Annotated in this window: 24 protein-coding genes; 17 read left to right on the top strand and 7 right to left on the bottom strand. The window is 61.2% G+C overall.

Annotated features, from left to right (window positions below):
* Nucleotide 1 precedes the first annotated feature (1 nt).
* Complete coding sequence (locus tag ASE04_RS06380; protein WP_056813777.1) at nt 2-844, top strand: ABC transporter permease; 843 nt, start codon at nt 2-4, stop codon at nt 842-844.
* Nucleotides 845-928: 84 nt separating this feature from the next.
* Entirely contained in the window at nt 929-1,819 is an 891-nt protein-coding gene (locus tag ASE04_RS06375) for a PaaX family transcriptional regulator C-terminal domain-containing protein (RefSeq protein ID WP_056813774.1), read from the top strand.
* 21 nt (nt 1,820-1,840) lie between these two features.
* Here the strand turns inward: ASE04_RS06375 and ASE04_RS06370 are convergent, their stop codons facing one another.
* Nucleotides 1,841-2,143, bottom strand: a complete 303-nt coding sequence (locus ASE04_RS06370) for a DUF982 domain-containing protein (protein ID WP_056814087.1) — start codon at nt 2,141-2,143, stop codon at nt 1,841-1,843.
* A gap of 159 nt (nt 2,144-2,302) precedes the next feature.
* Here ASE04_RS06370 and ASE04_RS06365 point away from each other — a divergent pair, with 159 nt between their 5' ends.
* Complete coding sequence (locus ASE04_RS06365) at nt 2,303-2,575, top strand: DUF982 domain-containing protein (RefSeq protein ID WP_156408715.1); 273 nt, start codon at nt 2,303-2,305, stop codon at nt 2,573-2,575.
* 23 nt (nt 2,576-2,598) lie between these two features.
* On the opposite strand, the gene ASE04_RS06360 is transcribed toward ASE04_RS06365, so the two are convergent.
* Nucleotides 2,599-3,996 carry an ATP-binding protein gene (locus ASE04_RS06360; protein ID WP_244490356.1) on the bottom strand — a complete coding sequence of 466 codons (1,398 nt, stop codon included), beginning with the start codon at nt 3,994-3,996 and terminating at the stop codon, nt 2,599-2,601.
* Nucleotides 3,993-4,718, bottom strand: a complete 726-nt coding sequence (locus ASE04_RS06355) for a response regulator (RefSeq protein WP_056813769.1) — start codon at nt 4,716-4,718, stop codon at nt 3,993-3,995. Before ASE04_RS06355 ends, ASE04_RS06360 begins: the two co-directional genes overlap by 4 nt.
* A 222-nt stretch (nt 4,719-4,940) precedes the next feature.
* Between ASE04_RS06355 and ASE04_RS06350 the strand changes: the two genes are divergently transcribed.
* The 12 genes from ASE04_RS06350 (at nt 4,941) to ASE04_RS06295 (ending at nt 18,878) form a co-directional block, all read left to right on the top strand.
* Nucleotides 4,941-6,170 carry an efflux RND transporter periplasmic adaptor subunit gene (locus ASE04_RS06350; RefSeq protein ID WP_056813767.1) on the top strand — a complete coding sequence of 410 codons (1,230 nt, stop codon included), beginning with the start codon at nt 4,941-4,943 and terminating at the stop codon, nt 6,168-6,170.
* Between the two features lie 8 nt (nt 6,171-6,178).
* Entirely contained in the window at nt 6,179-9,340 is a 3,162-nt protein-coding gene (locus ASE04_RS06345) for an efflux RND transporter permease subunit (RefSeq protein WP_056813765.1), read from the top strand.
* Nucleotides 9,341-9,579: 239 nt separating this feature from the next.
* Nucleotides 9,580-10,131, top strand: a complete 552-nt coding sequence (recX, locus tag ASE04_RS06340) for a recombination regulator RecX (RefSeq protein ID WP_056813762.1) — start codon at nt 9,580-9,582, stop codon at nt 10,129-10,131.
* A 229-nt stretch (nt 10,132-10,360) separates the two neighbouring features.
* A complete protein-coding gene (pcaF, locus tag ASE04_RS06335) occupies nt 10,361-11,566 on the top strand; it encodes a 3-oxoadipyl-CoA thiolase (protein ID WP_056813759.1) in 1,206 nt (401 codons plus the stop codon).
* Nucleotides 11,567-11,591: 25 nt separating this feature from the next.
* Nucleotides 11,592-12,596, top strand: coding sequence for a 1,2-phenylacetyl-CoA epoxidase subunit PaaA (gene paaA / locus ASE04_RS06330; RefSeq protein WP_056813755.1), 1,005 nt, complete (start codon nt 11,592-11,594; stop codon nt 12,594-12,596).
* A gap of 98 nt (nt 12,597-12,694) precedes the next feature.
* The gene (gene paaB / locus ASE04_RS06325; RefSeq protein WP_056813753.1) at nt 12,695-12,979 is read left to right on the top strand and encodes a 1,2-phenylacetyl-CoA epoxidase subunit PaaB; all 285 of its coding nucleotides are present in this window, start codon (nt 12,695-12,697) and stop codon (nt 12,977-12,979) included.
* Complete coding sequence (gene paaC, locus ASE04_RS06320; protein WP_056813750.1) at nt 12,979-13,758, top strand: 1,2-phenylacetyl-CoA epoxidase subunit PaaC; 780 nt, start codon at nt 12,979-12,981, stop codon at nt 13,756-13,758. Before paaB ends, paaC begins: the two co-directional genes overlap by 1 nt.
* 15 nt (nt 13,759-13,773) lie before the next feature.
* Nucleotides 13,774-14,298 carry a 1,2-phenylacetyl-CoA epoxidase subunit PaaD gene (gene paaD, locus ASE04_RS06315; protein WP_056813747.1) on the top strand — a complete coding sequence of 175 codons (525 nt, stop codon included), beginning with the start codon at nt 13,774-13,776 and terminating at the stop codon, nt 14,296-14,298.
* Nucleotides 14,299-14,323: 25 nt separating this feature from the next.
* Nucleotides 14,324-15,400 (top strand): 1,2-phenylacetyl-CoA epoxidase subunit PaaE, encoded by a 1,077-nt coding sequence (gene paaE / locus ASE04_RS06310; RefSeq protein ID WP_056813744.1) that lies wholly within the window; start codon nt 14,324-14,326, stop codon nt 15,398-15,400.
* A 27-nt stretch (nt 15,401-15,427) separates the two neighbouring features.
* Entirely contained in the window at nt 15,428-16,183 is a 756-nt protein-coding gene (locus ASE04_RS06305) for a Phenylacetic acid catabolic protein (RefSeq protein ID WP_056813743.1), read from the top strand.
* A gap of 17 nt (nt 16,184-16,200) precedes the next feature.
* Complete coding sequence (gene paaZ / locus ASE04_RS06300) at nt 16,201-18,258, top strand: phenylacetic acid degradation bifunctional protein PaaZ (protein ID WP_056813739.1); 2,058 nt, start codon at nt 16,201-16,203, stop codon at nt 18,256-18,258.
* Between the two features lie 5 nt (nt 18,259-18,263).
* A complete protein-coding gene (locus tag ASE04_RS06295) occupies nt 18,264-18,878 on the top strand; it encodes a transferase hexapeptide repeat family protein (RefSeq protein ID WP_056814081.1) in 615 nt (204 codons plus the stop codon).
* 6 nt (nt 18,879-18,884) lie between these two features.
* Here ASE04_RS06295 and ASE04_RS06290 read toward each other — a convergent pair whose 3' ends face one another.
* From ASE04_RS06290 to paaG, 4 genes are all read right to left on the bottom strand, one after another.
* Nucleotides 18,885-19,481, bottom strand: coding sequence for a TetR/AcrR family transcriptional regulator (locus ASE04_RS06290; protein WP_056813737.1), 597 nt, complete (start codon nt 19,479-19,481; stop codon nt 18,885-18,887).
* A 105-nt stretch (nt 19,482-19,586) separates the two neighbouring features.
* Nucleotides 19,587-20,897, bottom strand: a complete 1,311-nt coding sequence (gene paaK, locus ASE04_RS06285; RefSeq protein ID WP_056813734.1) for a phenylacetate--CoA ligase PaaK — start codon at nt 20,895-20,897, stop codon at nt 19,587-19,589.
* A 34-nt stretch (nt 20,898-20,931) separates the two neighbouring features.
* Nucleotides 20,932-21,381, bottom strand: coding sequence for a hydroxyphenylacetyl-CoA thioesterase PaaI (gene paaI / locus ASE04_RS06280; protein WP_056813729.1), 450 nt, complete (start codon nt 21,379-21,381; stop codon nt 20,932-20,934).
* Nucleotides 21,378-22,172, bottom strand: coding sequence for a 2-(1,2-epoxy-1,2-dihydrophenyl)acetyl-CoA isomerase PaaG (gene paaG / locus ASE04_RS06275; protein ID WP_056813726.1), 795 nt, complete (start codon nt 22,170-22,172; stop codon nt 21,378-21,380). The genes paaI and paaG overlap by 4 nt, the downstream gene beginning before the upstream one ends.
* Before the next feature lie 102 nt (nt 22,173-22,274).
* On the opposite strand from paaG, the gene paaN reads away from it, so the two are divergent.
* Nucleotides 22,275-23,933: a phenylacetic acid degradation protein PaaN gene (paaN, locus tag ASE04_RS06270; RefSeq protein ID WP_056813725.1), complete on the top strand. Its 1,659-nt coding sequence runs from the start codon at nt 22,275-22,277 to the stop codon at nt 23,931-23,933.
* Between the two features lie 40 nt (nt 23,934-23,973).
* Nucleotides 23,974-26,037, top strand: coding sequence for a 3-hydroxyacyl-CoA dehydrogenase NAD-binding domain-containing protein (locus ASE04_RS06265; RefSeq protein WP_056814078.1), 2,064 nt, complete (start codon nt 23,974-23,976; stop codon nt 26,035-26,037).
* The last annotated feature ends 31 nt before the right edge of the window (nt 26,038-26,068 follow it).

The following is a 26,068-nucleotide window of genomic DNA, read 5'->3' as shown; positions in this document are numbered from 1 at the left end:
CATGATCCGCGATCAGGGTCTCACCTCGAAGATCTGGCGCTTCGCGATCTGGGCGCTCGTCATTCTCTTTGTCCTCAATCTGCTGGCAGTCATCGCCGCAGTCATCGTCAACTCGTTCGCAACACGCTGGCTCGGAACCTGGCTGCCGGCCGGCTGGACGACACGCTGGTATTTCAGCGCCTGGAAGGAATTCCAGCTCTCCAGCGTCGTTCTCGTTACCTTCGAGATCGTCTTTACGGTCGTCATCATCTCGGGGATTCTCGGCGTCACGACCGCCTATGCGCTCGCACGACGCGATTTCCCCGGAAAGCGATTGGTTGTCCTGTTGTTCCTGCTGCCTTTGCTCATTCCGCCGCTGACCTATGGCATTCCGCTGGCGACAGTGCTCTACCAGCTGGGGCTCGGCGGGACGTTCTGGGGCGTCGTGTTGATCAACATCGTGCCGTCTTTGCCGTTTGTGGTGCTCGTCATGATCCCCTTCATCGAACAGATCGATCCGCGCATCGAAGCAGCGGCACGGGTGTTCGGCGCGGGAACGACAAGCCTTTTCGTGCGCATCCTGCTGCCGCTGCTCCTGCCCGGCATGCTGGCCGCATTGCTGCTCGTGCTCGTACGCACCATCGCAATGTTCGAGCTGACCTTCCTCATAGCTGGACCGACCACGCAAACGCTGGTCGTGTCGCTCTACTATGCCGTCTTCGCATCAGGGGTCCGTGCAGGCCAGTCGATCGACGCGATGGCCGTGGTCTACATGGTTACGACATTGTTCTGGCTGGTGCTCGCCCTGCAGTTCGTAAATCCGACCCAGATCGTCGCGCGGGCAAAGCAGCAAAGCGCTCATTGAGGAAATCAGGGGCAGTTTCGACACGCTGCCACCAAGTCGATAAATGTGCTATCTGCGCCGTCGATACTTGGAAGGAGAGTCTTCTTGGGCGCGGCAGTGACTGACGCGGATCGCCGAATTGGCGACCTGATCCAGAGAATTACGCTTGAGTCGCCGCTGCGGGCCGCAGGATTTATCGTCACCATTTATGGGGACGTGGTCGAGCCACGGGGCGGCGTTGCCTGGGTGGGCAATCTCATCGAGACCTGCGCGACGGTCGGGATCAGCGAAACCCTGGTGCGAACGGCAGTGTCCCGCTTGGTCGCTGCTGGTCAGCTTGTCGGCGAGCGCGAGGGACGGCGCAGCTATTATGGGCTTTCGCAAGCCGCGCGTACCGAGTTCGCGGTAGCCGCAACCACTCTTTTCGGCGGCACGGATGATCACGGCTGGCAGTTTGCGCACGCCTTGGGAGATGCGCCTGAAGAGACCATGGCGGCTCTGGAACGAATGGGCTACAGCCGCCTCAATGCTCGGCTTGCCTTCGGGCCCATAAGGCACCTCGACAGCAGCCATCGTGTGCTGCTGTTCAAGGTCGGAACAATCTCGAGCGAACCGGGATTGCGGGAGTTTGTTGCTGAGAATTGGGACCTCCTAAGGTACAAGGCTGCCTATCAGGCGTTCCTCGAGCAATTCTCGCCCCTTGCAGATGGTGTTGTCGAAAGTGATCTGACGCCAGCCATGACGCTGACCGCGCGACTTCTGCTCATTCATCGCTTCCGGAGTGTCCTGCTTCACGATCCGCGTCTGCCCGACGACGCGTTGCCGACCGGCTGGCCGGGTCGCGAGGCGCGTGTTCTGTTTGCGCGTCTTTATATCGCCTTGTCTTCCGCAGCCGATCGCTACATCGCGGAGAACTTTATCAGTCCCGCCGGCAGTCTGATGGCCAGAAGCTCGGCGACCGACCAGCGTCTGGCCTCGCTTCAACGAAGCGCTTAGGCGTCTCTGTGCCGTGGCGGGTCAAGCAATGTTGGCTACCATTTCCATCTGGCCCAGATGCGGGACAGGGGCAACCTCCAGAACCGAGACGTTCGCTTCCGCTGCCGCCCTCAGCAGTGCGCTTCGCACGCGCTCGAGCGTGGTCTGGCCGTAAATGGCATCCAGGCAGGCGATAATGGCGTCGGCGAAGTCTTCTCCGTCGTCGACAGGCCAATGCTGAAGCAGCGTCGTCGCCGCCGAATGAACGGAGTTAACGACCCTGTATTCGCCAATGCACGGCATGGCCAACCCGAGGGGACGGAACATCAAGGTGTGCTGTTTCATGACACTGCGCCTCCGATACAGCTTTAACGAAAGTTGCATCGCAATCTTCGTGCCAGAACGCGAGCTCCGATCACATTAACTCTCCCCCGAAAATGGCAGTTGCGCATCTACGCTGTCAGGTGCGATTGTTTCGTCTCGTTTACCGAGGAGGCATCGGATATGGACACGCGGTGGCGGAATGTCGTTTTGATCGCGTGCAAGAGGACCGCCTCGATGCAGGCGATCGCGACTACCCAGCAGGCCTTGCATTGTCTGTTGACCCATTGGCCGATTGCCGAAGGCGCGGCCTACATGCGGGCTTTGCAGATTTGCGAAGGCGTTGAGGCCAAGCGCGCGCTGGCCGATGAGGCAGAGGCTGCATTTCGCGATGCCTGCGACGAGGCGCATATCACATATGATGTCGTCATGCCGTCCGGTGTCGTCGGAGCCTAGCGTTAAGGTTCTCCTGAGCCTGCTTACGCTGCGTTCGGCAGACGAATTTCCGCGCTCAGGCCGCCGGATGGCCGATTGAAGACGACGAGGCTGCCGCCGTGGGCCACGATTATGTTACGGGCGATGGATAAGCCGAGCCCGATGCCGCCTGTTTCGGTGCTTCTGGAGGCTTCGAGCCGCACGAAGGGTTTGAACGCGTCCTCGATCTGATCCTCCGGAATGCCAGGGCCGTCATCTTCAACCGAAAGAAGGATACCATCGCTGGATCGTTCGAGCCGCAGCCGAGCGCTCGATCCATAGCGCGTGGCGTTCTCGACCAGGTTTCGGACCGCACGCTTCAGCGCGACAGGCCGGCAGGGATAACCGGTCGACGGCAGCGGCTCTGCCGATACGTTGCTTCCCGCCATGCGAAATTCGCTGACGATATCGTAGACAAGTTCATCCAGAGCGACGAGCTTGGTTTCTTCACCAACCGCTTCCGCCCGCGTGAAAGCCAGTGTCGCCTCGCAGATCAATGTCAGCTCTTCAATTGTCTTGACGAGATCCTCCCGCACCACGTCGTCCTCAATGAATTCCGCCTTGAGGCGCAACGTGGTGAGGGGCGTACGGAGATCATGGCTGATACTGGCGAGAAGCCGCAGCCGATCGCGAAAGAACTGGCTAAGGCGCTCCTGCATGGTGTTGAAAGCCTGTCTCGTGGCGGCAACCTCGGCAGGTCCATTCACCGCGAGCGGCGGAATGACTTCTCCCCGTCCGAGACGCTCCGATGCAATCGCGAGTTCACTGAGAGAACTTGTCTGTGAGCGGATCACGACGACGACGACTGCAGCGACGGCAAGCGAGGAAAACAGGAACGACAGGATCGCGGCACGATTCCAGAAACCGGGAACGTCGATTGCGGTACGCACGGTGAGCCATCTGCCATCCTTCAGCGGGACATGCATGGCAAGCGCGACGACGCGGAATGGTTTGCCTGAAGACGTGTCGTTTCCGGCAAGTTTGCTTGCCGCAACATCCTGGTCACAGGGATGCGCCGAACGCGCCAGCGGTTCGATGGTGATCTGAAGCTGGCGCGCCTCGACCTGATGCAGACGTTCCGCCAGCAAATGAGCGAGGCGAGATTCCGATGCATTCATCTTGTGGTCTGCCGGAGGTGCTGCGCTGACATAGGCGCATGATTGCCTCGTACCGAATGCGTCGGCCAGGCGCTGGCTTTCCGCTGGGGGGGATGTGTCGACGAGCCGCGCAAGCGTTACTGTCAGGTTCAGCGCCTGGCCATGAACGACGCCGTCGACGACAACGTCCTGCTGCCCACGCAGCGTTATGAAGAGGGCGACCTGGGCAACGGCGAGGGCGACCATCAACGGCACGATCAGGCGCGTGGCGAGGCTGCGGGGCCAAATTCGGCGATTGCCAGTCACGCAAGTTTCTCCACGGCGGTTGCGAAAGTGTATCCGTCTCCCCAGACCGTCTTTATCAGGCTGGGCTGCTGCGGATCGGGTTCGATCCGCCTCCGCAAGCGGCTGACCAGATTGTCGATGCTTCTGTCGAAGACCTGTGCCGAGCGGCCTGCGGTAATATCGAGCAACTGATCGCGGGTCAGGACGACGCCGGGGCGGGTGACAAAAGCCAGAAGAAGGCGGAATTCGGCGCTGCCGAGCGCTATGTCCTGGCCCGTATCGTCGATGAGCGCGCGACGAGAGGCATCGAGGGTCCAGTTCTGGAAACGGTAGCGATGAGCGTCGACGTCGCTCGGCGCCTGCGCGGCGGTAAATGCGCTGCGGCGCAGGAGCGCGCGGATACGCGCCAGCAGTTCGCGTGGGTTGAACGGTTTCGTGACGTAATCGTCGGCGCCGATCTCCAGTCCGATAATCCGGTCGGTCTCGTCCGAAATCGCGGTCAGCAGGACGATCGGGACGGAACTGTTCTGCCGCAGGTATCGGCAAAGCGACAAACCGTCTTCACCGGGCATCATGATGTCGAGCACCACGAGATCGACGCTGGACGTCCGCATATGCTGGCGCATCTCCGCGCCGCCATTCGCGGCCGTTACACGCAACCCGTTCTTTGCGAGGTATCTGGCGAGAAGGTCTCGAATTTCCTGATGGTCGTCCACGACCAGAATATGAGGTGTTCGCTCCATGTGAGCTCCGCTCGTCTGCGCCGTTTCACGGCCGGATCACTCTTGTGTGACGTCGTGTTGCTGGCGCACGCAAGGCCTAAATTGTAACCAAATGTAGCAGTGGCCGGGTGCGGGGAAATCTCGTTACCGTTTTCGTCCGCCGTGACAAACTCTCATGACAAAGCCCGGCCAATGTCCGGCCAACTCAAAGAAGAGCATTGTCGATATATTTTGGAGTTTCAAATGTCCCTGGTGACCATTCGGCCACTGCCTACCCTCGTGAAGTTGCTCGCCGTGTGCTGCTTGCTGTCAGCGTGCAACGAGAAGGGTGGGGCTCAGCAGAGCAATGCCGCCGGCGTGAAACCTGAAGTCAGCGCCGTTACGCTCCATGTCCAGTCGGTCGCGCTGACGGCGGAAGTGCCCGGTAGAACCGCGGCTTCGTTGATTGCGGAGGTGCGCCCCCAGGTTGGCGGCATCATCCGTGCGCGGAACTTCAAGGAAGGCAGTGAGGTCAAGGCTGGCGATATTCTCTATGAGATCGACCCCAGCGCCTATCAGGCTTCCTATGACAGCGCCGCGGCCGCATTGCAGAAGGCGCAGGGCGCCGTCCCCAGCGCGCAGGCGAAGGTCGATCGCTATAAGGGCCTGACGTCGCAGGCCGTCGTCAGCAAGCAGGATCTCGATGACGCCCTCTCGACGTTGACACAGGCGCAGGCAGACGTGGCAGCCGCGAAGGCGGCGCTGGAAACGGCACGGATCAATCTCGACTACACGAAGATCAGGGCTCCGATTTCCGGCCGCATCGATGCCTCCGCGGTTACCGTGGGGGCGCTGGTCACTGCGGAGCAGACGACTGCGCTTGCAACCATCAACCAACTCGATCCGATCAACGTCGATGTTACCCAATCCAATACGAACCTCTTGGCCTTGCGACGCGCTGTTGCCGAAGGCAGGCTAAAGACTGTCGGGTCGAATGTGTCCGTGAAGCTACGCCTCGAGGATGGCACTGCCTATCCGCTGCCGGGCGCGTTCGAATTCTCGGTGGCCTCCGTTTCCGAGACGCTCGGTACCGTCACCGCTCGCGCAAGCTTTCCGAATCCAGATCGCCTGCTCCTTCCCGGCATGTATGTTCGCGCCACGATCGAGGAGGGTATCGCGCCCAACAGTTTCCTCGTTCCGCAACGCGCGGTCACCCGCAACACCAAGGGCGAGCCTATTGCCATGTTCGTCGACGCCGACGGCAAGGTTCATCAGCGCGTGCTGGTGACCCAGCGTAGCATCGGCAACAGCTGGCTTGTCGGCGAGGGCATCAAGGATGGCGAACGCGTGGTCATCGAGGGAATACAGCGCATCCGCGATGGGCAGGACGTTAAAGTCGACGACGTCATGATCGACGACGGCACCGGCGAATTGAAACAATCGGCCTCCGCAGCCGCATCGAAACAGGCCGCTGACGCGGCCGTAGTCGAGTGAGGTGATCGGTGTCTCGTTTCTTCATTGACCGGCCCATTTTTGCATGGGTGATCGCAATCTGCGTCATGCTTGGCGGATTGCTGTCCATAACCACGCTGTCGATCTCGCAGTACCCGCAGATCGCGCCCACCACCGTCAGAATTTCTGCCAACTACCCCGGCGCCGATGCCGAGACCGTCGAAAACTCGGTGACCAAGGTCGTCGAGCAGGGAATGACGGGTATCGACAATCTCGACTACATGACCTCGACGTCGCAATCGACGGGTGCGGCGTCGATCTCGCTCACCTTCACCAACAAGGCCGATCCGGATGTCGCGCAGATGCAGGTGCAGAACAAGCTGCAGCTTGTCGAGGCGCAGTTGCCGCAGAGCGTCCAGAACACCGGCCTGACCGTTACGAAATCGACCTCGAACTTCCTGATGGTCATCGGCTTCGTTTCCACGGACGGAAAACTGAACTCGACCGACCTTGCCGACTACGTCAACAGCACCCTGAACGATACGCTCAAGCGTGTTCCAGGTGTCGGCGATACCCAGCTGTTCGGCTCGGGCTACGCGATGCGTATCTGGGTCGATCCCGACAAGCTCGCCAAGTATTCGCTGATGGTCGGCAATGTGACGGCGGCTATCGAAGCGCAGAATACGCAGGTCGCCGCCGGACAGCTCGGCTCGCTCCCGCAGCGCAAGGGCCAACAGCTCAACGCCACCGTCACGGCCAAGAGCCGGCTACAGACGCCTGAGCAGTTCGAGAATATCATCCTGAAGAGCAACGCCGACGGTTCTCTCGTGCGGTTGAACGACGTCGCAACGGTCGAGCTTGGCGCTGAGAGCTACTCGAGTTCGAGCACATATAACGGCAAGCCCTCGGCGGGCCTGGCCATCATGCTCGCGTCGGGCGCCAACGCCATCGACACGGCGGAATCCGTTCGCTCGACGATCGAGACGCTCAAACAGACTCTCCCTGCCAATGTCGAGGTCGTTTATCCCTACGACACGACGCCGTTCGTGAAGCTGTCGATCGAAGAAGTCGTCAGGACGTTGCTGGAAGCGATCGCGCTCGTCTTCATCGTCATGTTCGTGTTTCTGCAGAACTTCCGGGCGACGCTCATTCCGACGCTTGCCGTCCCCGTCGTGTTGCTCGGAACCTTCGGCATCCTTTCCTTCTTCGGCTACTCGATCAACACGCTGACCATGTTCGGCATGGTGCTGGCGATCGGCCTGCTTGTAGACGACGCAATCGTTGTCGTCGAAAACGTCGAGCGCGTGATGGAAGAAGAGGATCTCTCGCCCACGCAGGCGACGATAAAGTCGATGGGCGAAATCACGGGCGCGCTGATCGGTATTGCGACCGTGCTATCCGCCGTGTTCGTGCCAATGGCTTTCTTCTCGGGATCTGTCGGCGTCATCTATCGCCAGTTCTCCGTCACCATCGTCTCGGCGATGCTGCTGTCGGTCCTGGTCGCGTTGATCCTGACGCCGGCCCTCTGCGCCACGATCCTCAAGCGTCCCAATCATGGAGCCAAGAGGAAGGGTGTCTTCGGCATCTTCAACCGGGCTTTCGAGCGTGGGACCAACGGATACCAGAGCGGCGTCGGCGGCATCCTGAAGCGGCGCGCGCTGTTCCTCGTCGCCTTCGTGCTGATCGCGGTCGGCGTCGGCTTCATGTTCAACCGCCTCGCCAGCTCGTTCCTCCCGGACGAGGACCAGGGTATCCTGATCACCAGCGTGCAGCTGCCCGTTGGAGCAACGGCCGACCGCACGGCCAAGGCGCTGCAGCAGGTCACCGATCACTATCTGAACGACGAGAAGGACTACGTCACGGGCGTGATGGGTGTCGTCGGGTTCGGCTTCGGCGGCCAGGGGCAGAACGTCGGTATTGCCTTCGTGAAGCTCAAGGACTTCGAAGAGCGCAAGACGCCTCAGTCGAAGGCGCAGGCGATTGCCGGCCGAGCGATGAAGGCTTTCCAGGGAATCAAGGACGCGAACGTGTTCGCCTTGTCGCCGCCTGCTATTCCCGGTTTCGGCAACAACAGCGGCTTTGACTTCTATCTGAAGGATACGAACGGCGCTGGTCACCAGAAGCTGATCGAGGCGCGCAACCAGTTGCTGGCTGCGGCTGGAAAGAGCAGCAAGCTCGTCGGCACGCGTCCGAATGGCCAGGAGGATACGCCGCAATATTCCGTCGACATCGATGAAGAGCGCGCGAGTGCACTCAACCTCGACCTGTCTGACATCGACACGACCTTGTCGACGGCGTGGGGCGGAAACTACGTCAACGATTTCATCGATCGCGGACGTGTGAAGAAGGTCTATGTTCAGGCCGACAAGGATTTCCGCATGCAACCGGAAGACTTTGATCGCTGGTACGTGAAGAATTCCGACGGCAACATGGTTCCGTTCTCGGCTTTCGCAAGCGGCCACTGGAAGTTCGGATCTCCTCGTCTGGAGCGCTATAACGGCTCATCTGCCGTCGAAATCCAGGGTTCCGCTGCAACCGGGGTTTCCTCAGGGGATGCAATGAACGAGATCGATGCGATCGTAAGCCAGCTTCCACAAGGGTTCACGCACGAGTGGACGGGCCTGTCGGCGCAGGAGCGCCTGTCAGGCAGCCAGGCGACGCAACTCTACGCGATCTCGATCCTTGTGGTCTTTCTGGCGTTGGCCGCCCTCTACGAGAGCTGGTCGATCCCGTTCGCTGTCATGCTTTCGGTGCCGATCGGCGTCTTCGGTGCTCTGCTTGCCGCGCTCGTCTTCGGCCAGACCAATGACGTCTATTTCAAGGTTGGTCTGCTCACGACAATCGGCCTGGCGGCGAAGAATGCGATCCTTATCGTCGAATTCGCGATAGAGCAGCAGAAGCAGGGCAAGGATCTCGTTGCGGCGACGCTCGAGGCCTCAAGGCAGCGTCTGCGTCCAATCCTGATGACGTCTCTGGCCTTCATTCTGGGTGTCTTGCCTCTTGCCATCGCGAATGGCGCCGGTTCCGGAAGCCAGAACTCGATCGGTATCGGCGTCATGGGCGGCATGATTGCAGCAACGGTACTCGGGATTTTCCTTATTCCGCTGCTCTTCGTCGCGGTTCGCGGCATCTTCAAGGGCAAATTGCCACAAGAAGAGCACCAGGCCGGTGACGCGCCCGCGCAGGATAGTGGGCACGCTGATCCGGCATAAGGGAAAAGGCAGTCACGCGGGAAGCGGAGAGGTGAGCTCTCGAACAATTGGGGTGGTTTCCCACGTGACCATCGCCACATTATCGCGACTCTTCGGAAAATTGAAGTACCATATGGTACATAATATTGATGAGGCGGCGCGCTAGGCACCGGGGCCGACCGGCCTGTCGTCGTCGGGGTGGTCAGCCCGGCGTTTCTGGTTTAGGCAAAGGCCTACCCGGCAATGAGCTCGCAACTCCAATGGACGTCGACGAAACAGAAACAGCGCCCACTGCGCGCATGCTTCAATGGGCTCGAAACTCGACGATCTATCGTGTGCAACGAAAGATGATGTCGGAGCATGAGCTGAAGCAGGCGATCCTTCGCAAGGCGCGGGAGAAGTTCGAAGGCATTTCGGCCGCGCAATTGCAGTCTCTCGCAGAGGAGGCCGTCGCTTACGCCTATCGTCTCAACGCGCTTGATGACGTCAATTATGCTGAATTGAAGGTTCGCTCGGCGGTTCGAAGCGGCAAATCCAAGAAGGCGATCTCGCAGAAGCTGGCCGTCAAAGGCGTCGATCGCGAGATCGTCGGGAATGCGCTTGAGGAAGCCGACGATTTTCTGGCAGCATTGAATTTCGCTCGCAAGCGTGGTTTCGGTCCATATCGCCGCCTGGATGCTGATGACGCACGGCGAAACAAGGAGCTCTCGGCTTTTGCCAGAGGTGGGTTCAGCCTCTCCATCGGTCGCAGAATATTCGAAATGACCCGCGACGAGGCGGAGGAGCTTCTTCTGCAAAGCCAGTCGCTCTGACTTCCAGTAGAATGAACCCACGGACAATCGGCACTGACCGTAGGCCGGGCTTTCCGCCCAACTGGGCGCATGCTTAGCGCGTGCTGTTTTGGATCGCTGCATCACATGTCACAACTTTTGAAGAAAATCGGATTGTCTTGTGATGTAATGAGTGCTAAATAAGTGACCGATCGGTCGGTTAATCCATCTACGATTTGATCGACCTCGCGGGAGTAGGAGGAATTCGCGCATGTCGGAAGCATTCATCTGTGATGCCGTTCGCACACCCATCGGCCGCTATGGTGGCGCGCTGGCGACGGTTCGCGCCGACGATCTCGCGGCTCTTCCGCTGGCAGCTCTGATGCAGCGCAATTCCCAGGTCGACTGGAGCAAGGCCGACGATCTGATCTACGGCTGCGCCAATCAGGCGGGCGAAGACAATCGCAATGTCGGCCGCATGGCGGTGCTGTTGTCGGGCATGCCGATCACCATCCCCGCAACCACTGTCAACCGCCTGTGCGGCTCCGGCATGGATGCCGTCGGCATGGCGGCAAGAGCGATCCGCGCCGGCGACTGTGACCTCGTGATTGCCGGCGGCGTCGAAAGCATGAGCCGCGCACCCTTCGTCATGCCGAAAGCAGACAGCGCCTTTTCCCGCTCCAACGCCATCTATGACACGACGATCGGTTGGCGCTTCATCAATCCGAAGATGAAGGCCGAATTCGGCGTCGATTCAATGCCGCAGACAGCCGATAATGTGGCCGCCGATTTTGGTGTCAGCCGCGCCGACCAGGATGCTTTCGCAACCCGCAGCCAGGTTCGATGGGCCGCCGCGCAGGAAGCGGGCCTGTTCGCTGACGAGCTCGTCGCCGTGAAGGTCGCGCAGAAGAAGGGCGATCCTGTTGTCGTCGATCGCGACGAGCACCCGCGCCCAGGCACGACAGCCGAGCAGCTTTCGAGATTGAAGGGCGTCAATGGCCCTGATCTCAGCGTTACGGCGGGCAATGCATCGGGTGTGAATGATGGCGCTGCCGCTATGGTCGTCGCAAGCGAAGCGGCCGCACGGGCGCAAGGTCTGACGCCGAAAGCACGCATCGTCGCAATGGCGGCAGCCGGCGTCGAGCCGCGGGTCATGGGTATCGGTCCGGCGCCTGCCGCGCGGCGGGTGCTGGAGCGTGCCGGTCTTTCGATCGGCCAGATGGACGTGATCGAACTCAACGAGGCATTTGCCGCCCAGGCGCTCGCCGTGTTGCGCGATCTGGACGTCCCGGATGATGCGCCCCATGTCAATCCGAATGGCGGCGCCATCGCGATGGGCCACCCGCTCGGCATGAGCGGCGCCCGGCTGGTCACGACGGCAACCTACCAATTGCATCGCCAGGGCGGTCGCTACGCGCTTTGCACAATGTGCATCGGCGTCGGCCAGGGCATCGCAATCATTCTCGAGCGCGTCTGACGCGCGACGGCAAAGGAGACGAACCATGTACGCACAGATGGTCAAGACCGACAGCGCCCGCGTTAAGACGCTCGATGAAATGGATCCGGTCGAACGTGCTTTCCAGGAGCGCATTGACGCCGGCCAGAAGATCGAGCCGAAGGAATGGATGCCGGAAGGCTATCGCAAGACGTTGATGCGCCAGATCAGTCAGCACGCGCATTCCGAAATCGTCGGTCAGCTGCCGGAAGGAAACTGGATCACCCGCGCGCCGACGCTCGAGCGCAAGGCGATCCTCCTGGCCAAGGTTCAGGACGAAGCCGGACACGGGCTCTACCTCTATTGCGCAGCGGAGACGCTCGGCATCAGCCGTGACGAAATGTACGAGCAGCTGCACAGCGGCAAGGCGAAGTACTCCTCGATCTTCAACTATCCGACGTTGAGCTGGGCCGACATCGGCGCCGTCGGCTGGCTGGTGGATGGTGCCGCGATCATGAACCAGGTGCCGCTACAGCGCTGTTCCTACGGGCCCTACGCCCGCGCCATGGTCCGTATCTGCAAGGAAGAGAGCTTCCACCAGCGTCAGGGCTTCGACATCCTGATGAAGATGGTCAAGGGCACGCCGGCCCAGAAGGAAATGGTCCAGGACGCGCTGAACCGCTGGTGGTGGCCATCATTGATGATGTTCGGCCCATCAGATGACGCTTCGGTTCATTCCGCGCAATCCATGTCCTGGAAGATCAAGCAGAATTCCAATGACGAACTGCGCCAGAAGTTCGTCGACCAGACGGTGCCGCAGGCACAATACCTCGGCCTCACGGTTCCCGACCCGGACCTGAAATGGAACGAGGAAAAGGGCGGCTATGATTTCGGCGAACCTGACTGGACCGAGTTCTTCGCGGTCATCGCCGGCAACGGCCCTTGCAATGCCGAACGCCTTGGCGCCCGGCAGAAGGCATGGAACGACGGCGCCTGGTTCCGTGATGGCCTCGTTGCCCACGCCGACAAGATGAAGTCGCGTCGCGCTGCTGCGCGGATCGCAGCCGAGTAAGCCGGATGCCTCGGCGCCCGTTCCAAGCAGTCGCAGTTCAAACAATACGCGATTTCCGGGCAGTGGCCCGTGAGAAGCGCAAGACGGGAGAAATATCCATGTCCAGTGAATGGCCTCTTTGGGAAGTCTTCATCCGCGGTCAGCACGGCCTCAACCACCGGCATGTCGGTAGCCTGCACGCGCCCGATGCCGAAATGGCCGTCAACAACGCCCGCGACGTCTACACCCGCCGGAACGAAGGCGTAAGCATCTGGGTGGTGCGCTCAAGCGACATCACCGCCAGCGCGCCTTCGGAAAAGGGCCCCCTCTTCGACCCTTCGAACTCGAAGGTCTATCGCCATCCGACGTTCTTCGACGTTCCCGACGAAGTGGGGCATATGTGATGAGCGCCCCCTCCAACACGGCCGTCAGCGAGACCGCACTTTTCGAGTTTCTGGCGCGCATGGGCGACAATACGCTCATCCTTGGGCATCGCGTCTCCGAATGGTGCGGGCATTCGCCGGCGCTCGAAGAAGACATCGCGCTCTCCAACACCGCGCTCGATCTGATCGGTCAGACACAGCTCTGGCTTGGCCTCGCCGGCGACGTCGAAGGACGGGGCCGCGGCGCTGACAATCTTGCTTATCTTCGGGATGCCCGCGATTTTCGCAACGTTCTGCTGGTCGAGCGTCCGAACGGCGATTTCGGCAAGACGCTGATGCGTCAATTTCTCTTCGACGCCTGGCATTTCCTGATGTTGAAGGCGCTTTACGGCTCGACCGACAAACGCATTGCCGAAATTGCCGAGAAGGCCGTGAAGGAAGTTGCCTATCACCTCGACCGCAGCCGCGATCTGATCATCCGCCTTGGCGACGGTACTGCCGAAAGCCATCGGCGCATGCAGGAGGCGCTGGACGATCTATGGGCCTATACCGGTGAACTCTTCATCGGCGAAGCATTCGACGCTGAGCTTTCAGTCGCCGGTATTGCACCGGAGCCGGAGAGCCTGAAGGCCGCCTGGGATGACCTGGTTGGCGAGGCGCTTTTAGAGGCAACCCTCAAAAAGCCAGCCGATGGTTTCATGCACAAGGGCGGCAAGCGCGGTCTCCATACTGAACATATGGGCTTCATCCTGGCCGACCTGCAATTCCTCCAGCGCGCCTATCCCGGCGCAACCTGGTAACGGAAGGAGGCGGTTATGATGGCCGTAACTTTACCTTCGACAACCGATGTCTGGCAGTGGCTTGCCGAGGTTCCGGATCCCGAGATTCCGGTCATCTCGCTTGTGGACCTTGGTATCATCCGCGATGTCGCCGTCGATGACGATACGCTGGTTGTGACGGTAACGCCGACCTATTCCGGCTGTCCGGCAACCGCCATCATCAATCTCGATATCGAGCAGGCGTTGCATCAGAAAGGCGTCGAAAAGCTGCGGCTGGAACGCCAGCTGTCGCCAGCCTGGACAACGGACTGGATCAGCTCCGAAGGCCGCGAAAAGCTCAAGGCCTACGGTATTGCCCCGCCTGTCGATGGAACCGCGATAGACGGCCTCCTGCGCCAGCGCGTCGACCGGCTCTCCGGCCGATCCAACCTGACGATCGCCTGTCCGCGCTGCGGATCGACCGACACCGAAAAGATCAGCCAGTTCGGCTCGACGCCCTGCAAGGCGAGCTATCGCTGCACCGACTGTCTGGAACCATTCGACTATTTCAAGTGCATCTGACGTTTTGCCCAGTGAGGTCCGCAATATGGCACGTTTCCACTCTCTTCAGGTTACCGACGTCAAGCGCGAGACGCGCGATGCCGTGGTCGTCACGCTCGCTCCGCTGGACGAGGACCGCAACGCGTTCGATTTCACGCAGGGCCAGTACCTGACGTTCCGCCGCAAGTTCGATGGCGAGGAGCTGCGCCGCTCCTACTCGATCTGCGCCGGGCGTGACGAAGGTGTGTTGAGGGTCGGAATCAAGCGGGTCGACGGCGGCTGCTTCTCGACCTGGGCCAACGAAGAGCTGCGGATTGGCGATACGCTGGAGGCGATGCCGCCGATGGGCGCGTTCTTTACGGCGATCGAACCCGAGATCTCCAAGAGCTACCTCGGGTTTGCGGCCGGCAGCGGCATTACGCCAGTGCTGTCAATCATCAAGACCACGCTTTCGCGTGAGCCCCATTCTCGCTTCACGCTGGTCTATGCAAACCGGCAGATCAGCTCGATCATGTTCCGCGAAGAGCTGGACGATCTGAAGAACACCTATCTCGGCCGCCTTTCCATTCTGCATGTACTGGAAAGCGAAGCCCAGGATATCGATCTTTTCACCGGCCGCATCGACACCGACAAGTGCGCGGCACTGTTCAAGCATTGGATCGACCTGAAATCCGTCGACACCGCCTTCATCTGCGGTCCGGAACCGATGATGCTGGCAACCGCGGCCGCTCTTCGCGATCACGGGATGCGCGAGGAGCAGATCAAGTTCGAGCTTTTCGCCTCGTCGCAGCCGGGCCGGGCCCGCCGGAAGACGGAAGGCGCTGCCTCGGCAGATCGAGGCGCGGCGTGTGAGGCAACGGTCACTCTTGATGGCGCAACCCGCGTCTTCAAGATGCCGAAGCAGGGGCAGACCCTGCTGGAAGCGGCTATCGAGAACAACATGGACGCGCCTTACGCCTGCAAGGCGGGCGTCTGTTCCACATGCCGGGCGAAGGTGATCGAGGGTGAGACCGAGATGGAGGTCAACCATGCCCTCGAGGATTACGAAGTGCGCCAGGGCTACGTGCTGACCTGCCAGTGCTATCCGCTGAGCGACCGCGTCGTGGTGAGCTACGACCAGTAAGGCGCGAAAGCGAGGGAGGAATTGCCGATGTCCGATACGATGCCGATCGAAGAGTATCTGTTGAAGGGTGGCGTGCTGACGTCGCCTGACAACGTGACCCCGCGCTATCGCGGCGAACTCCTGCGCCTGATGGCGAGTTTTGTCGACAGCGAACTTGCGGGTGCGGCTGGCTTTGCCGACGCGATCAATGATGCGCCGGGGATCAAGGAGCGCATCGCGTCTGCCAAGATCGTGCTCGAAAAGACCGACCACGCCGGCCGCGTGCTCGAGATCATGGGCAGCTTCGGCGCCGACACCGGCCGCTATGCCGTCCATCATCCCTGGGACGCCCGGCTGACGCGCGATGCTGATATCGGCGCGGCACGTCAAGGCGGCGATATGCGCCTGTCGGTCTTCCATTATCCCCTGCACGGCTGGGTCGATGCCGTCGTTATGAACGTGCTGATGGGCGCCGCAAGTACCATCCAGCTCCGCGAGCTTACCCACGCCTCCTACCAACCGCTTGCCGAAGTGTTTCGCGCCATTCTACCGCGCGAAGCGCATCATACCGAGCTTGGCATCGAGGGCTTGAGGCGGATTGCCGAGACGGAAGGCGGAGTATCGCAGGCGCGGGAAGCGATCGCCTATTGGCGCCTGCGTGTCGCCGCGAGCTTCGGACACTCCGGTTCGGCCCGCTACGAAACGTTGGCGCGCTTCGGCCTCCGCCATACTCCCAATGAGGCGCTGCTGACCGAATGGCAGGCAGCTGTCGATGCGCAGCTTGCTGCGCTTAATCTGAACTGACCCGGAAGGATAAGACAATGAACGTTCTGGTAAACCCGCCGCGGCGGCTTGAAAGCTACGTCTATGGCCGCTGGGTTCCCGGTACGAAGGATGGTGCGCTGTTGCTCGATGCGTCGACGGGAGCCCCCGTGGCGACAATCGATTCCACCGGCCTCGACTTTGCCGCGTCCCTCGCATATGGCCGCGAGAAGGCAGGCCCGGCCTTGCGCCGCATGTCCTTCCATGAGCGCGCGGCGATGCTGAAAGCTCTCGGCCAGGCACTCATGGATCGCAAGGAAGAGTTCTATGCCCTTTCCTCGGCAACCGGTGCTACGAAAACCGACAGCTGGATCGATATCGATGGCGGCATCGGCACGTTGCTATCCTATGCCTCGAAGGGCAGGCGTGAGCTGCCGAACACGCGCGTACTTGTCGACGGCGACGTGGAACCCCTGTCGCGCGACGGCACTTTCGCTGCCCGGCACATTCTGTCACCGCTGCAAGGTGTCGCAATCCACATCAATGCCTTCAATTTCCCGGTCTGGGGGATGTTGGAAAAGCTTGCGCCGACCCTGCTCGCCGGCATGCCTGCCATCGTCAAGCCGGCCAGCCAGACGGCCTATCTGACCGAACTGGTCGTGCGTCGCATGGTCGAGACGGGTCTGCTTCCCGAGGGCGCCGTGCAACTGATTTGCGGCTCCGTGGGCGATCTGCTGGACCATGTCGACGGACAGGACGCCGTGACCTTCACCGGCTCGGCTTGGACCGGCCGTAAGTTGAAGACTCATCCGGCGGTCATCGAGAATTCGGTGCGCTTCACGATGGAGGCGGACAGCCTCAACGCTTCTGTCCTCGGTCTTGACGCGGCGCCAGGGACCGAGGAGTTCGATCTTTTCGTCAAGGAAGTATCCCGCGAAATGACGGCGAAGGCCGGCCAGAAGTGCACGGCCATCCGCCGCGTCATCGCGCCCCGCGCCCATTGCGACGCTCTGGTAGCCGCGCTCGGTGAGCGCCTTGGCAAGACCGCACTTGGCAATCCCGCAGATGAGAATGTCCGCATGGGTCCGCTTGCAAGCCTTGCCCAGCGCGATGAGGTCCGCTCCCGCATCCGCGATCTTCTAGCCGATGCCGAGATCGTTGCTGGTGATCCGGACAACCCCCGTGTTGTCTCGGGCGACACTGAGGCCGGTGCATTTCTCAATCCGGTTCTCCTTTATTGCGACAAGCCGTGGGAGGCGCGGGCCGTTCACGACGTCGAGGCTTTCGGTCCGGTCAGCACCGTGATGCCCTACGACAGCGCCGAGGAGGCCGTCGATCTTGCACGCCGCGGCAAGGGAAGCCTTGTTTCCTCAGTCTTCACCAACGATCCGGCCTTCGCCGAAGAGGTCGTCCTTGGCTTGGCTCCGTTCCACGGTCGCGTGCTGATCGGCAACCGTGTCAGCGCCAAGACCTCCACCGGCCATGGTTCGCCGCTGCCGGGTCTGGTGCACGGCGGTCCGGGTCGTGCCGGCGGCGGCGAGGAACTCGGTGGGCTTCGCGGCGTCAAGCACTACATGCAGCGAACCGCCGTGCAGGGATCACCAACGCTTCTCTCGGCTGTGACCGGCCGCTGGGTTTCCGATGCTGATGTCCGTAAGGACGGTGAACATCCCTTCCGCAAGTCGCTCGCTGAACTCAGGATCGGCGACCAACTTGTCACCGGCACACGCACCGTCACGCTTGAGGACATCGAGCACTTCGCCAACTTCACCGGCGATACCTTCTATGCCCACATGGACGAGGAGGCAGCCAAGGCCAATCCGTTCTTCGATGGACGTGTTGCCCATGGCTACCTGATCGTCTCCTTTGCCGCCGGTCTTTTCGTCGATCCGTCGCCCGGCCCGGTTCTTGCCAATTACGGCGTCGACAACCTGCGCTTCCTTACTCCCGTCAACCCCGGCGATACGCTGCAGGTGCAATTGACCTGCAAGGAGATCAATCCGCGGATCGGCGCCGAGCATGGTGAGGTGCGTTGGGATTGCCGGGTGACCAACCAGAATGGTGCGACTGTCGCGCAATACGACGTGTTGACGATGGTCGCCAAGACGAGGGATTGATCGAGATGGCGCAGGTCTATTCCTATGACGGCGTCGTGCCCGTCATCCATCCGGCGGCCTTCGTCCATCCCGCCGCGGTGGTGATCGGCGACGTCATCATCGGACCGGCCTGCTATGTCGGCCCCTGCGCCGTGCTGCGAGGCGATTTCGGGCGCATTGTGCTGGAGCGCGGCTCCAACGTTCAGGAGACCTGCGTCGTTCACAGCTTCCCCAACGTCGAAGTCGTGATCGGCGAAGAAGGCCATATCGGCCACGGCGCCGTGCTGCACGGCTGCCGGATTGGCCGGAACGCCATGGTGGGAATGAACGCGGTTGTCATGGACGAGGCGGTGATCGGAGAAAACTCGATCATTGCCGCCATGGCCTTCGTGAAGGCCGGAGCCGAAATCCCACCGAACAGCCTCGCCGTCGGCGCGCCGGCGCGGGTCATTCGCGAACTGAGCGAGAAGGAAATCGCCTGGAAGCGACAGGGCACGGGCGTCTACCAGCGCCTGGCTCTCGAAGCAAAAGACAAGCTGCAGGCTGTCGAACCGCTCACCGAGCAGGAGACAGACCGCCGGCGCATCGTGGCACCGGAATATGATCCGCTGATCCTGGAACGATTGAAGTTTGATGAATGATGCCGTTCAGCGAACGGCCTTGACGCCTTCGAGGATCAACGTCGTCGCGATATCGGCATATTCGTCGCGGCTGATCGGGCCGCCGGGACGGAACCACATGTAGACCCAGTTCATCATGCCGAAGAGCGACATCGTCACCGGCATAAGCAGCGGCTTGTCAGTGTTGAGATCCGGGTTGATCTCTATGATGGTGTTGGAAAAACGCTTGACGATCCGGCGTTCGATGGCGCGAAGTTCGTCGCGCTGTTCGGGAGATAGCGCGTCGGTGCCGTTGAGCTGCACCTTGTGCTCATTGTCGGCGCCACGATAGCTCTCAAGAACCTGCCGAACCAGCAGCCGAAGTCGCTCCTGTGGAGCGAGCTCCGGGTTGTCGGCCGAGGCAACAGCGCCTTCGAGATCTTCCAGATGATTGCGAATGATGTCGAAGATCAGCGCATCCTTGCTCGGATAATAGTGGTAGAGCAGGGCCTTGGAGACGTTGCTGCGTGAAGCGATGTGGGCCATGGAGGCTTTCTCCATTCCCATCTCCGCAAAGACGGCAGCGGCGCTGCTCAACAGGCTGCGTTGTTTCTCTTCAAAGTCGATCGCGCGCGTTCGTGCCATATTATCCCTGTGTTCCTATTTCGTCCGACGCGCCCTCCACGCGATGGGTTCGAAACCCTTGATCAGAGCTTCCCGGAGTGATCGTCATCCCGGGAAGCGCCGCATTCATTCCTTTGGTCGGTTGTCGACCACCCGCTTTGCCTTGCCCTCGGAGCGTGCGACTCCGCCCGGGTCGCGAATCTCGATCTTGGTGGTAACACCAACGACGCTCTTGATGTAGTGGGCGAGGGATTTTGCCGAGGTGGCACGCGCGATTTCGTCGGCCGCGTCAGGCGTGCACTCGACGTGAACAGTCATCTGGTCCATGCGCCCGGCGCGGCTGAGCTCTATCTGGAAATGCGGTGCCAGACCGTGACACTTCAGGATCTGCTCCTCGATCTGCGTCGGGAAGACGTTGACGCCGCGAAGGATCATCATGTCGTCGGAGCGGCCGGTGATCTTTTCGATGCGGCGCATGGAGCGTGCCGTACCGGGCAGCAGCCGCGTCAGGTCTCGGGTGCGATAGCGGATGATCGGCAGGCCTTCCTTGGTCAATGTCGTGAAGACAAGCTCGCCCATTTCGCCATCCGGAAGAACCTCGCCGGTCGCCGGGTCGATAATCTCGGGATAGAAGTGGTCTTCCCATATATGCAGCCCGTCCTTGGTCTCGACGCATTCGCTGGCAACGCCCGGGCCCATGACCTCCGAGAGGCCATAGATGTCGACCGCGTGCATGTCGAACGACTGCTCGATCTCATGGCGCATCGCGTTGGTCCAGGGTTCGGCACCGAAGATGCCGACGGCCAGCGAGCTTTCGCGGGGATCAATACCCTGCCTGCGGAACTCGTCTAGAATCGAGAGCATGTAGGAGGGCGTTACCATGATGATGCGTGGCTTGAAATCCTGCATCAGCGTGACCTGCCGCTCCGTCATGCCACCCGACATCGGAACGACAGTACAGCCGAGGCGTTCGGCGCCATAATGCGCACCAAGACCACCGGTAAACAGCCCGTAGCCGTAGGCAACATGGACCATATCGCCAGGCCGGCCGCCGGCGGCGCGGATGGAGCGGGCCACCATGTCCGCCCAGATATCGATGTCCTTCTGGGTGTAGCCGACGACGGTCGGCTTGCCTGTGGTCCCCGAAGACCCATGGATGCGCACCAGTTTCTCCCGTGGCACGGCAAACATGCCGAAGGGATAGGTGTCGCGAAGATCCTTCTTGGTCGTGAACGGGAACTTCGCCAGATCGGCCAGCGACTTCAGATCGGAGGGATGGACGCCCGCCTCGTCAAATCGTGCACGATAGAAAGGTGAGTTCTCGTAGGCGTGTGCGAGAGACCATTTCATTCGTTCGAGCTGGAGTGCGATAATCTCGTCGCGCGAGGCGGTCTCGAGCGCGTCTAGATCGCTGGGACGGGGTGATAGATCTTCCATATGTGTCTCCTCCGAAAATAAGTGGCCGGCGGCTCTACGCCTCTCCCGGCAAAAGAGTGCCCTTGACGGTGCGCGAGTGGCCGCGGAACTCGGCAACGTGCTCGCCGTTCTGATTGGTCACGTTGATATCGTAGATGCCGCCCCGGCCGCGCCGCGAAACCTCGCGCGCGGAGGCGATCAACCGGTCACCCGTAAATGCCGGCGCGATGTAGGTGACAGAGCAGTGCTGCCCGACGGTGCGCTGGTTGTAGGTATTGCAGGCAAAGGCGAAGGCGGAATCGGCCAGTGCGAAGATGTATCCACCGTGGCAAGTTCCATGGCCATTGGTCATCTCAGGCTTGACGATCATGGAGATCACAGCCGTTCCGGGCGCCACGCGCTCCATTACCATGCCGAGGTGGCGGGTGGCATTGTCCTCACGCCACATCGCATCCGCACAGGCTTCCGCAAGTTCCTGCGCAGTCAGGAGGAGCCTATCCGTCATTGTCCCTTGAACTCCGGCTTCCGCTTTGCCAGGAACGCGGCCACGCCCTCGGCATAGTCTGCACTGCGCCCTGCCTCGCGCTGGAGATCGCGTTCGAGTTCCAGTTGCTCGTCCAGCGAGTTGGTCGCTGCCGCCTGGATGGCGCGCTTGGTCATGCCGAGGCCCTTTGTCGGTCCGGTTGCCAGTTTGGCCGCCAGAGCCTTTGCTTCATCGAGAAGCGCGATGTCATCCACCGCTTTCCAGATAAGGCCCCAATTTGCCGCCGTTTCTGCGTCGAGTGGTTCGGCTGTCAGCGCCAAAGCCTTAGCCCGCGCTTCACCGAGGAGCCGAGGTAGGCTCCAGGTGCCGCCGGAATCGGGCACGAGGCCAATCTTGGCGAAGGCTTGAATGAAGCGCGCGGAGCGCGCCGCCAGCGTGATATCGCAGGCAAGTGCGATATTGGCGCCTGCGCCTGCGGCAACGCCGTTGACCGCGCAGATGACAGGTTTCTCGAGTGTCCTGATCAGGCGGATCAACGGGTTATAGAAAAGCTCGATCGTCCGTCCGAGGTCCGGAGCCGCCCCGCCCTTGCGCGGATCGCGGTCGCCGAGATCCTGTCCGGCGCAGAAGCCACGACCGGCGCCTGTCAGCAACACCGAACGCACGGATGCATCCTGGTGCGCGCGCTCGAAGCCGGCTCGCAGTGCCAGATGCATCTCTTCGTTGAAGGCGTTGAGTTTGTCTGGCCGGTTGAGCGTCAGCGTGAGAACGCCATCGGCAAAGGCCGATAGGACGGTGTCGGATTCGGACATGTTTCCTCCAGTACCGCCAGGATCGGGCGGTTCATGGAAAAAACTCTTGCATAAACCGACCGGCCGGTCAATTATAAATCCACAGCATGAGAGGAACATGTGATGGATGCCGTTTTTGACCGCCACCAGCCGACGCTTGCTGCTGCCTTGAAGGCGGCGCGGGAGCGCGGCTATTGGTCGGCCTATCCTGAAATCCCAAGCGGAAAGATTTATGGCGAAACCGCCAAGGGCGATGGTCTGGCATCTTATAATGCCCGCCTTGGCAAGCCTTTTGCTCTGTCCGGCCATCCGGGGACAGTTGAGGTCGGTGCCGAAGTTTCGCCGTTTGGCGGAGCGCTCGGCATCATCTATCCGGCTGCCGATGTCGATACGTTGATCGCGGCCTCGCAGGCTGCGGCGCCCGCTTGGGCGGGGGCGTCGGTGGAAACGCGCGTCGGCCTCTGCATCGAGGTTCTCACCCGCCTCAATCGCATGAGTTTCGAAATCGCCAATGCTGTCATGCATACGACCGGACAGGCGTTTGCAATGGCATTTCAGGCGGGCGGACCACATACGCAGGACCGTGGCCTTGAGGCCGTCGCCTATGCCTACGCGGAAATGACCCGCACGCCGGGACAGGCTATCTGGACCAAGCCGCAAGGCAAGGGCGATCCTATCGTCCTGGAGAAGCACTGGCGGATCGTGCCGCGCGGTATTTCGCTGGTCATCGGCTGCCAGACTTTCCCGACCTGGAACAGCTATCCCGGCCTGTTCGCCAGCCTGGCGACCGGCAACCCCATTATTGTCAAGCCGCACCCGGGTGCCATCCTGCCGTTGGCGATCACCGTTTCTGTCATTCGCGAAGTGCTCGCCGAACAGGGGTTTGATCCCAATATCGTGCTTCTGGCAGCAGACGCGTCGGGAGCCGAAATCACCCGCGACCTCGTAAAGAATGAGGCGGTATCGATTGTCGACTACACCGGCTCGAACAGTTTCGGCGAGTGGGTGCGCCGGAATGCCGGCGAGGCACAGGTCTATACCGAGGAAGCGGGCGTGAACTCGATTGTCGTCGCGGCGACGGACGACTTCGCCGGCATGTGCGCCAACATCGCTTTTTCGCTTTCGCTCTACAGCGGCCAGATGTGCACCGCGCCGCAGAACATTTTCATTCCGAGGAGCGGCATCGAAACGGATCAGGGCCACAAGAGCTTTGATGAAGTGGCGAGGGGAATTGCCGCAGCAATCGATGAACTCCTTGCAGATCCCGCACGCTCTGTCGGTGTTTGTGGCGCGATCGCCAATCCCGCGACCCTGGCCCGGATCGATGAAGCCCGCAGCCTCGGAAGGATCGTTCGTGACTCTGCTCCGGTCACGACCGGCGATGCGCGCACGGCAACGCCGCTTGTGCTTGCCGTCGATACCGACAAGACGGATGCCCATGAGGAAGAACGCTTTGGTCCGATCGCCTTCATGGTCGCCGTCGCCGATGCAGCGACGGGCATCGAAAAGGCTGCAAGCCTCGCCCGCCGCAAGGGGGCGATCACTGCTGCGCTTTACGACAACGACGAGCGTCGGATCGACGCTGCTATCGCCGCGTTTACCAAAGCCGGCGTCAACCTTTCGATCAATCTGACCGGCGGCATTTTTGTCAACCAGAGTGCTGCGTTCAGCGATTTCCATGTCACGGGTGCCAATCCGGCCGGCAATGCCAGCCTGACCGACGCCGCTTTCGTTTCCAACCGCTTCCGAATTGTCATGTGGCGTCGCCCGAAGGCGGCCTGAACGAGAACCAGCGTTACCTATTCTCTCGGGGGAGATGATGATGAATCTTGCTATCAAAAAAAGCGACGGAATCGCCGTCGTGACCGTCGACAATCCCCCGGTGAATGCGCTGTCGCAAGCACTGCGTCAGGATCTCTTTGCCGCTGTAGAAACGCTCGATCACGACGATGATGTTCAAGCTGTGGTTTTGATTTGCGCCGGGCGGACTTTCATTGCCGGAGCCGATGTCAACGAGTTCGGAAAGCCGCCGGTCCCTCCGCATCTGCCTGACGTGGTTGCGCGGATAGAGGCGTCCAGAAAGCCATGGGTGGCGGCACTTCATGGCAGCGCGCTCGGCGGCGGCCTTGAAGTTGCCCTTGGTTGCCGTTTCCGCGTCGCCGTTGCTTCCGCCACCCTCGGGCTGCCGGAGGTCCGGCTTGGTATCGTGCCGGGAGCGGGCGGCACGGTCCGGCTGCCGCGTCTCGTCGGCCCGGCGCTCGCCGCGGATCTCGTGACGACAGGAAAGGCAATCAGCGCAACCGAAGCCCGTTCGCAAGGTCTGGTGGATGCCCTCATCGAGCATGATCTCGAGGATGGCGCTGTCGCTTTCGCGGGGGCAGCCTTGCCGCACACCTTGCCGCTGCCCCTCCGAAACCGTGCAGTTGCCGCCGTCGATGACGGCTTCTGGGAGACAACGACGAAGGCAGTCGCGGCTCGTGCCAAGCGCGAGGAAGCGCCGCTACGAGCACTCGCCTGCATCAGGAAGGCTGCAGAGACCGACTTCGATGCGGCAATGGCCTTTGAGCGGGAAACGTTTCTTGCCCTGCGCGGTTCTGCCCAGGCTGCTGCGCTGAGGCATGTCTTCTTCGCCGAGCGTGGCGCCGCTCGCCCTCCGGAACTTGTAGGTGTTCGGGCGCGGGACATACGGTCGGCCGCCGTCGTTGGCGGGGGAACGATGGGGGCCGGGATTGCCGCGACACTGCGTGACGCGGGCCTGCCGGTCATACTGGTGGAAAAAGATGAAAGTGCAGTCGCACGCGGCCTGTCCAATCTGAAATCGATCTACGAGGGCGCGGCCAAGAAGGGCCGGATAAGCGCGAGCGCTGCCGCCGAAAAGATCGGTGGCGTGACGGGGACAACCGACTACGGGGCACTCGCCGACACCGATCTTGTGATCGAGGCTGTTTTCGAGGATCTCGACATCAAGCGGCAGGTTTTTGCACTGCTGGCCGAAAATTGCCGCGAGGACGCAATTCTCGCAACCAATACCTCCTATCTCAATCCTCAGGAGATTGCCGCGCAGATCAGCGGCCAGGATCGCTTCCTCGGGCTGCATTTCTTCAGTCCCGCGCATGTCATGAAACTGCTCGAGATCGTGCCGACGCGAGACACGGCGCCGGAGGTTGTGGCGACGGCTTTTTCGCTGGCGCGAGTCCTCGGGAAGATTCCCGTACGGGCTGGGATTTGCGATGGCTTCATCGGCAATCGTATCCTCAAGGTGACACGCGCGCAGGCGGAGAGGCTGCTGCTTTCGGGTGCGACGCCAGCGGCGGTCGATGCTGCGATGCGGGCTTTCGGATTGCCAATGGGGCCGCTCGAAGCGCAGGATCTCGGCGGGCTCGACATTGCCGGTTTTCAACGTCGGGCCGCGCGTGCCCGCGGCGAGACACCGTTTGCGCCGATCGCAGACCGGCTCTGCGAGATGGAAAGGTTTGGCCAGAAGACCGGCGGCGGATGGTACGACTACGCGAAGGGAGATCGAACCCCGCGGCCTTCGCCTGTGGTGGCGTCGGTGATCGCCGAAGCCGCGTTGGGAGTGGCCCAGCGGGAATGGAACGATGAGGCGATCGCGGATTGCATCATATTGCCTGTGGTCAACGAGGCCGCAGCGATACTCGAGGAGGGTATCGCCCTTAGAGCCTCGGACATCGACCTCGTTAAAATCCATGGCTACGGCTTCCCGCGATGGAGAGGTGGGCCGATGCACTATGCCGAATATCTCGGCCTGAACGATGTCGTCGATCGCCTGGAGCAGTTGTCCCGGGACGGCTTGGCGACGCCGCCATGCGAGCTGTTGCGACGCGCTGCGAAAGCGGGCGGGTGGACGAAGATTAATCAGGGGTAAAGTGCTAGATTAGAGCAATCTGCAGAGACCA

Origin of the sequence: Rhizobium sp. Root708 (genome assembly GCF_001429725.1) — a bacterium.
Taxonomy (GTDB): domain Bacteria; phylum Pseudomonadota; class Alphaproteobacteria; order Rhizobiales; family Rhizobiaceae; genus Rhizobium.
The sequence above is the reverse complement of the archived record's forward strand: the minus strand, read 5'-3'. Positions and strand labels throughout refer to the sequence as shown.

Excerpts from the sequence above, each read along its gene's own strand:
- ASE04_RS06380 (WP_056813777.1), top strand. The coding sequence starts at position 2 with ATGATCCGCGATCAGGGTCTCACCTCGAAGATCTGGCGCTTCGCGATC.
- ASE04_RS06370 (WP_056814087.1), bottom strand. The coding sequence starts at position 2,143 with ATGAAACAGCACACCTTGATGTTCCGTCCCCTCGGGTTGGCCATGCCG.
- ASE04_RS06365 (WP_156408715.1), top strand. The coding sequence starts at position 2,303 with ATGGACACGCGGTGGCGGAATGTCGTTTTGATCGCGTGCAAGAGGACC.
- ASE04_RS06355 (WP_056813769.1), bottom strand. The coding sequence starts at position 4,718 with ATGGAGCGAACACCTCATATTCTGGTCGTGGACGACCATCAGGAAATT.
- ASE04_RS06350 (WP_056813767.1), top strand. The coding sequence starts at position 4,941 with ATGTCCCTGGTGACCATTCGGCCACTGCCTACCCTCGTGAAGTTGCTC.
- recX (WP_056813762.1), top strand. The coding sequence starts at position 9,580 with ATGGACGTCGACGAAACAGAAACAGCGCCCACTGCGCGCATGCTTCAA.
- pcaF (WP_056813759.1), top strand. The coding sequence starts at position 10,361 with ATGTCGGAAGCATTCATCTGTGATGCCGTTCGCACACCCATCGGCCGC.
- paaA (WP_056813755.1), top strand. The coding sequence starts at position 11,592 with ATGTACGCACAGATGGTCAAGACCGACAGCGCCCGCGTTAAGACGCTC.
- paaB (WP_056813753.1), top strand. The coding sequence starts at position 12,695 with ATGTCCAGTGAATGGCCTCTTTGGGAAGTCTTCATCCGCGGTCAGCAC.
- paaC (WP_056813750.1), top strand. The coding sequence starts at position 12,979 with ATGAGCGCCCCCTCCAACACGGCCGTCAGCGAGACCGCACTTTTCGAG.
- paaD (WP_056813747.1), top strand. The coding sequence starts at position 13,774 with ATGATGGCCGTAACTTTACCTTCGACAACCGATGTCTGGCAGTGGCTT.
- paaE (WP_056813744.1), top strand. The coding sequence starts at position 14,324 with ATGGCACGTTTCCACTCTCTTCAGGTTACCGACGTCAAGCGCGAGACG.
- ASE04_RS06305 (WP_056813743.1), top strand. The coding sequence starts at position 15,428 with ATGTCCGATACGATGCCGATCGAAGAGTATCTGTTGAAGGGTGGCGTG.
- paaZ (WP_056813739.1), top strand. The coding sequence starts at position 16,201 with ATGAACGTTCTGGTAAACCCGCCGCGGCGGCTTGAAAGCTACGTCTAT.
- ASE04_RS06295 (WP_056814081.1), top strand. The coding sequence starts at position 18,264 with ATGGCGCAGGTCTATTCCTATGACGGCGTCGTGCCCGTCATCCATCCG.
- ASE04_RS06290 (WP_056813737.1), bottom strand. The coding sequence starts at position 19,481 with ATGGCACGAACGCGCGCGATCGACTTTGAAGAGAAACAACGCAGCCTG.
- paaK (WP_056813734.1), bottom strand. The coding sequence starts at position 20,897 with ATGGAAGATCTATCACCCCGTCCCAGCGATCTAGACGCGCTCGAGACC.
- paaI (WP_056813729.1), bottom strand. The coding sequence starts at position 21,381 with ATGACGGATAGGCTCCTCCTGACTGCGCAGGAACTTGCGGAAGCCTGT.
- paaG (WP_056813726.1), bottom strand. The coding sequence starts at position 22,172 with ATGTCCGAATCCGACACCGTCCTATCGGCCTTTGCCGATGGCGTTCTC.
- paaN (WP_056813725.1), top strand. The coding sequence starts at position 22,275 with ATGGATGCCGTTTTTGACCGCCACCAGCCGACGCTTGCTGCTGCCTTG.
- ASE04_RS06265 (WP_056814078.1), top strand. The coding sequence starts at position 23,974 with ATGAATCTTGCTATCAAAAAAAGCGACGGAATCGCCGTCGTGACCGTC.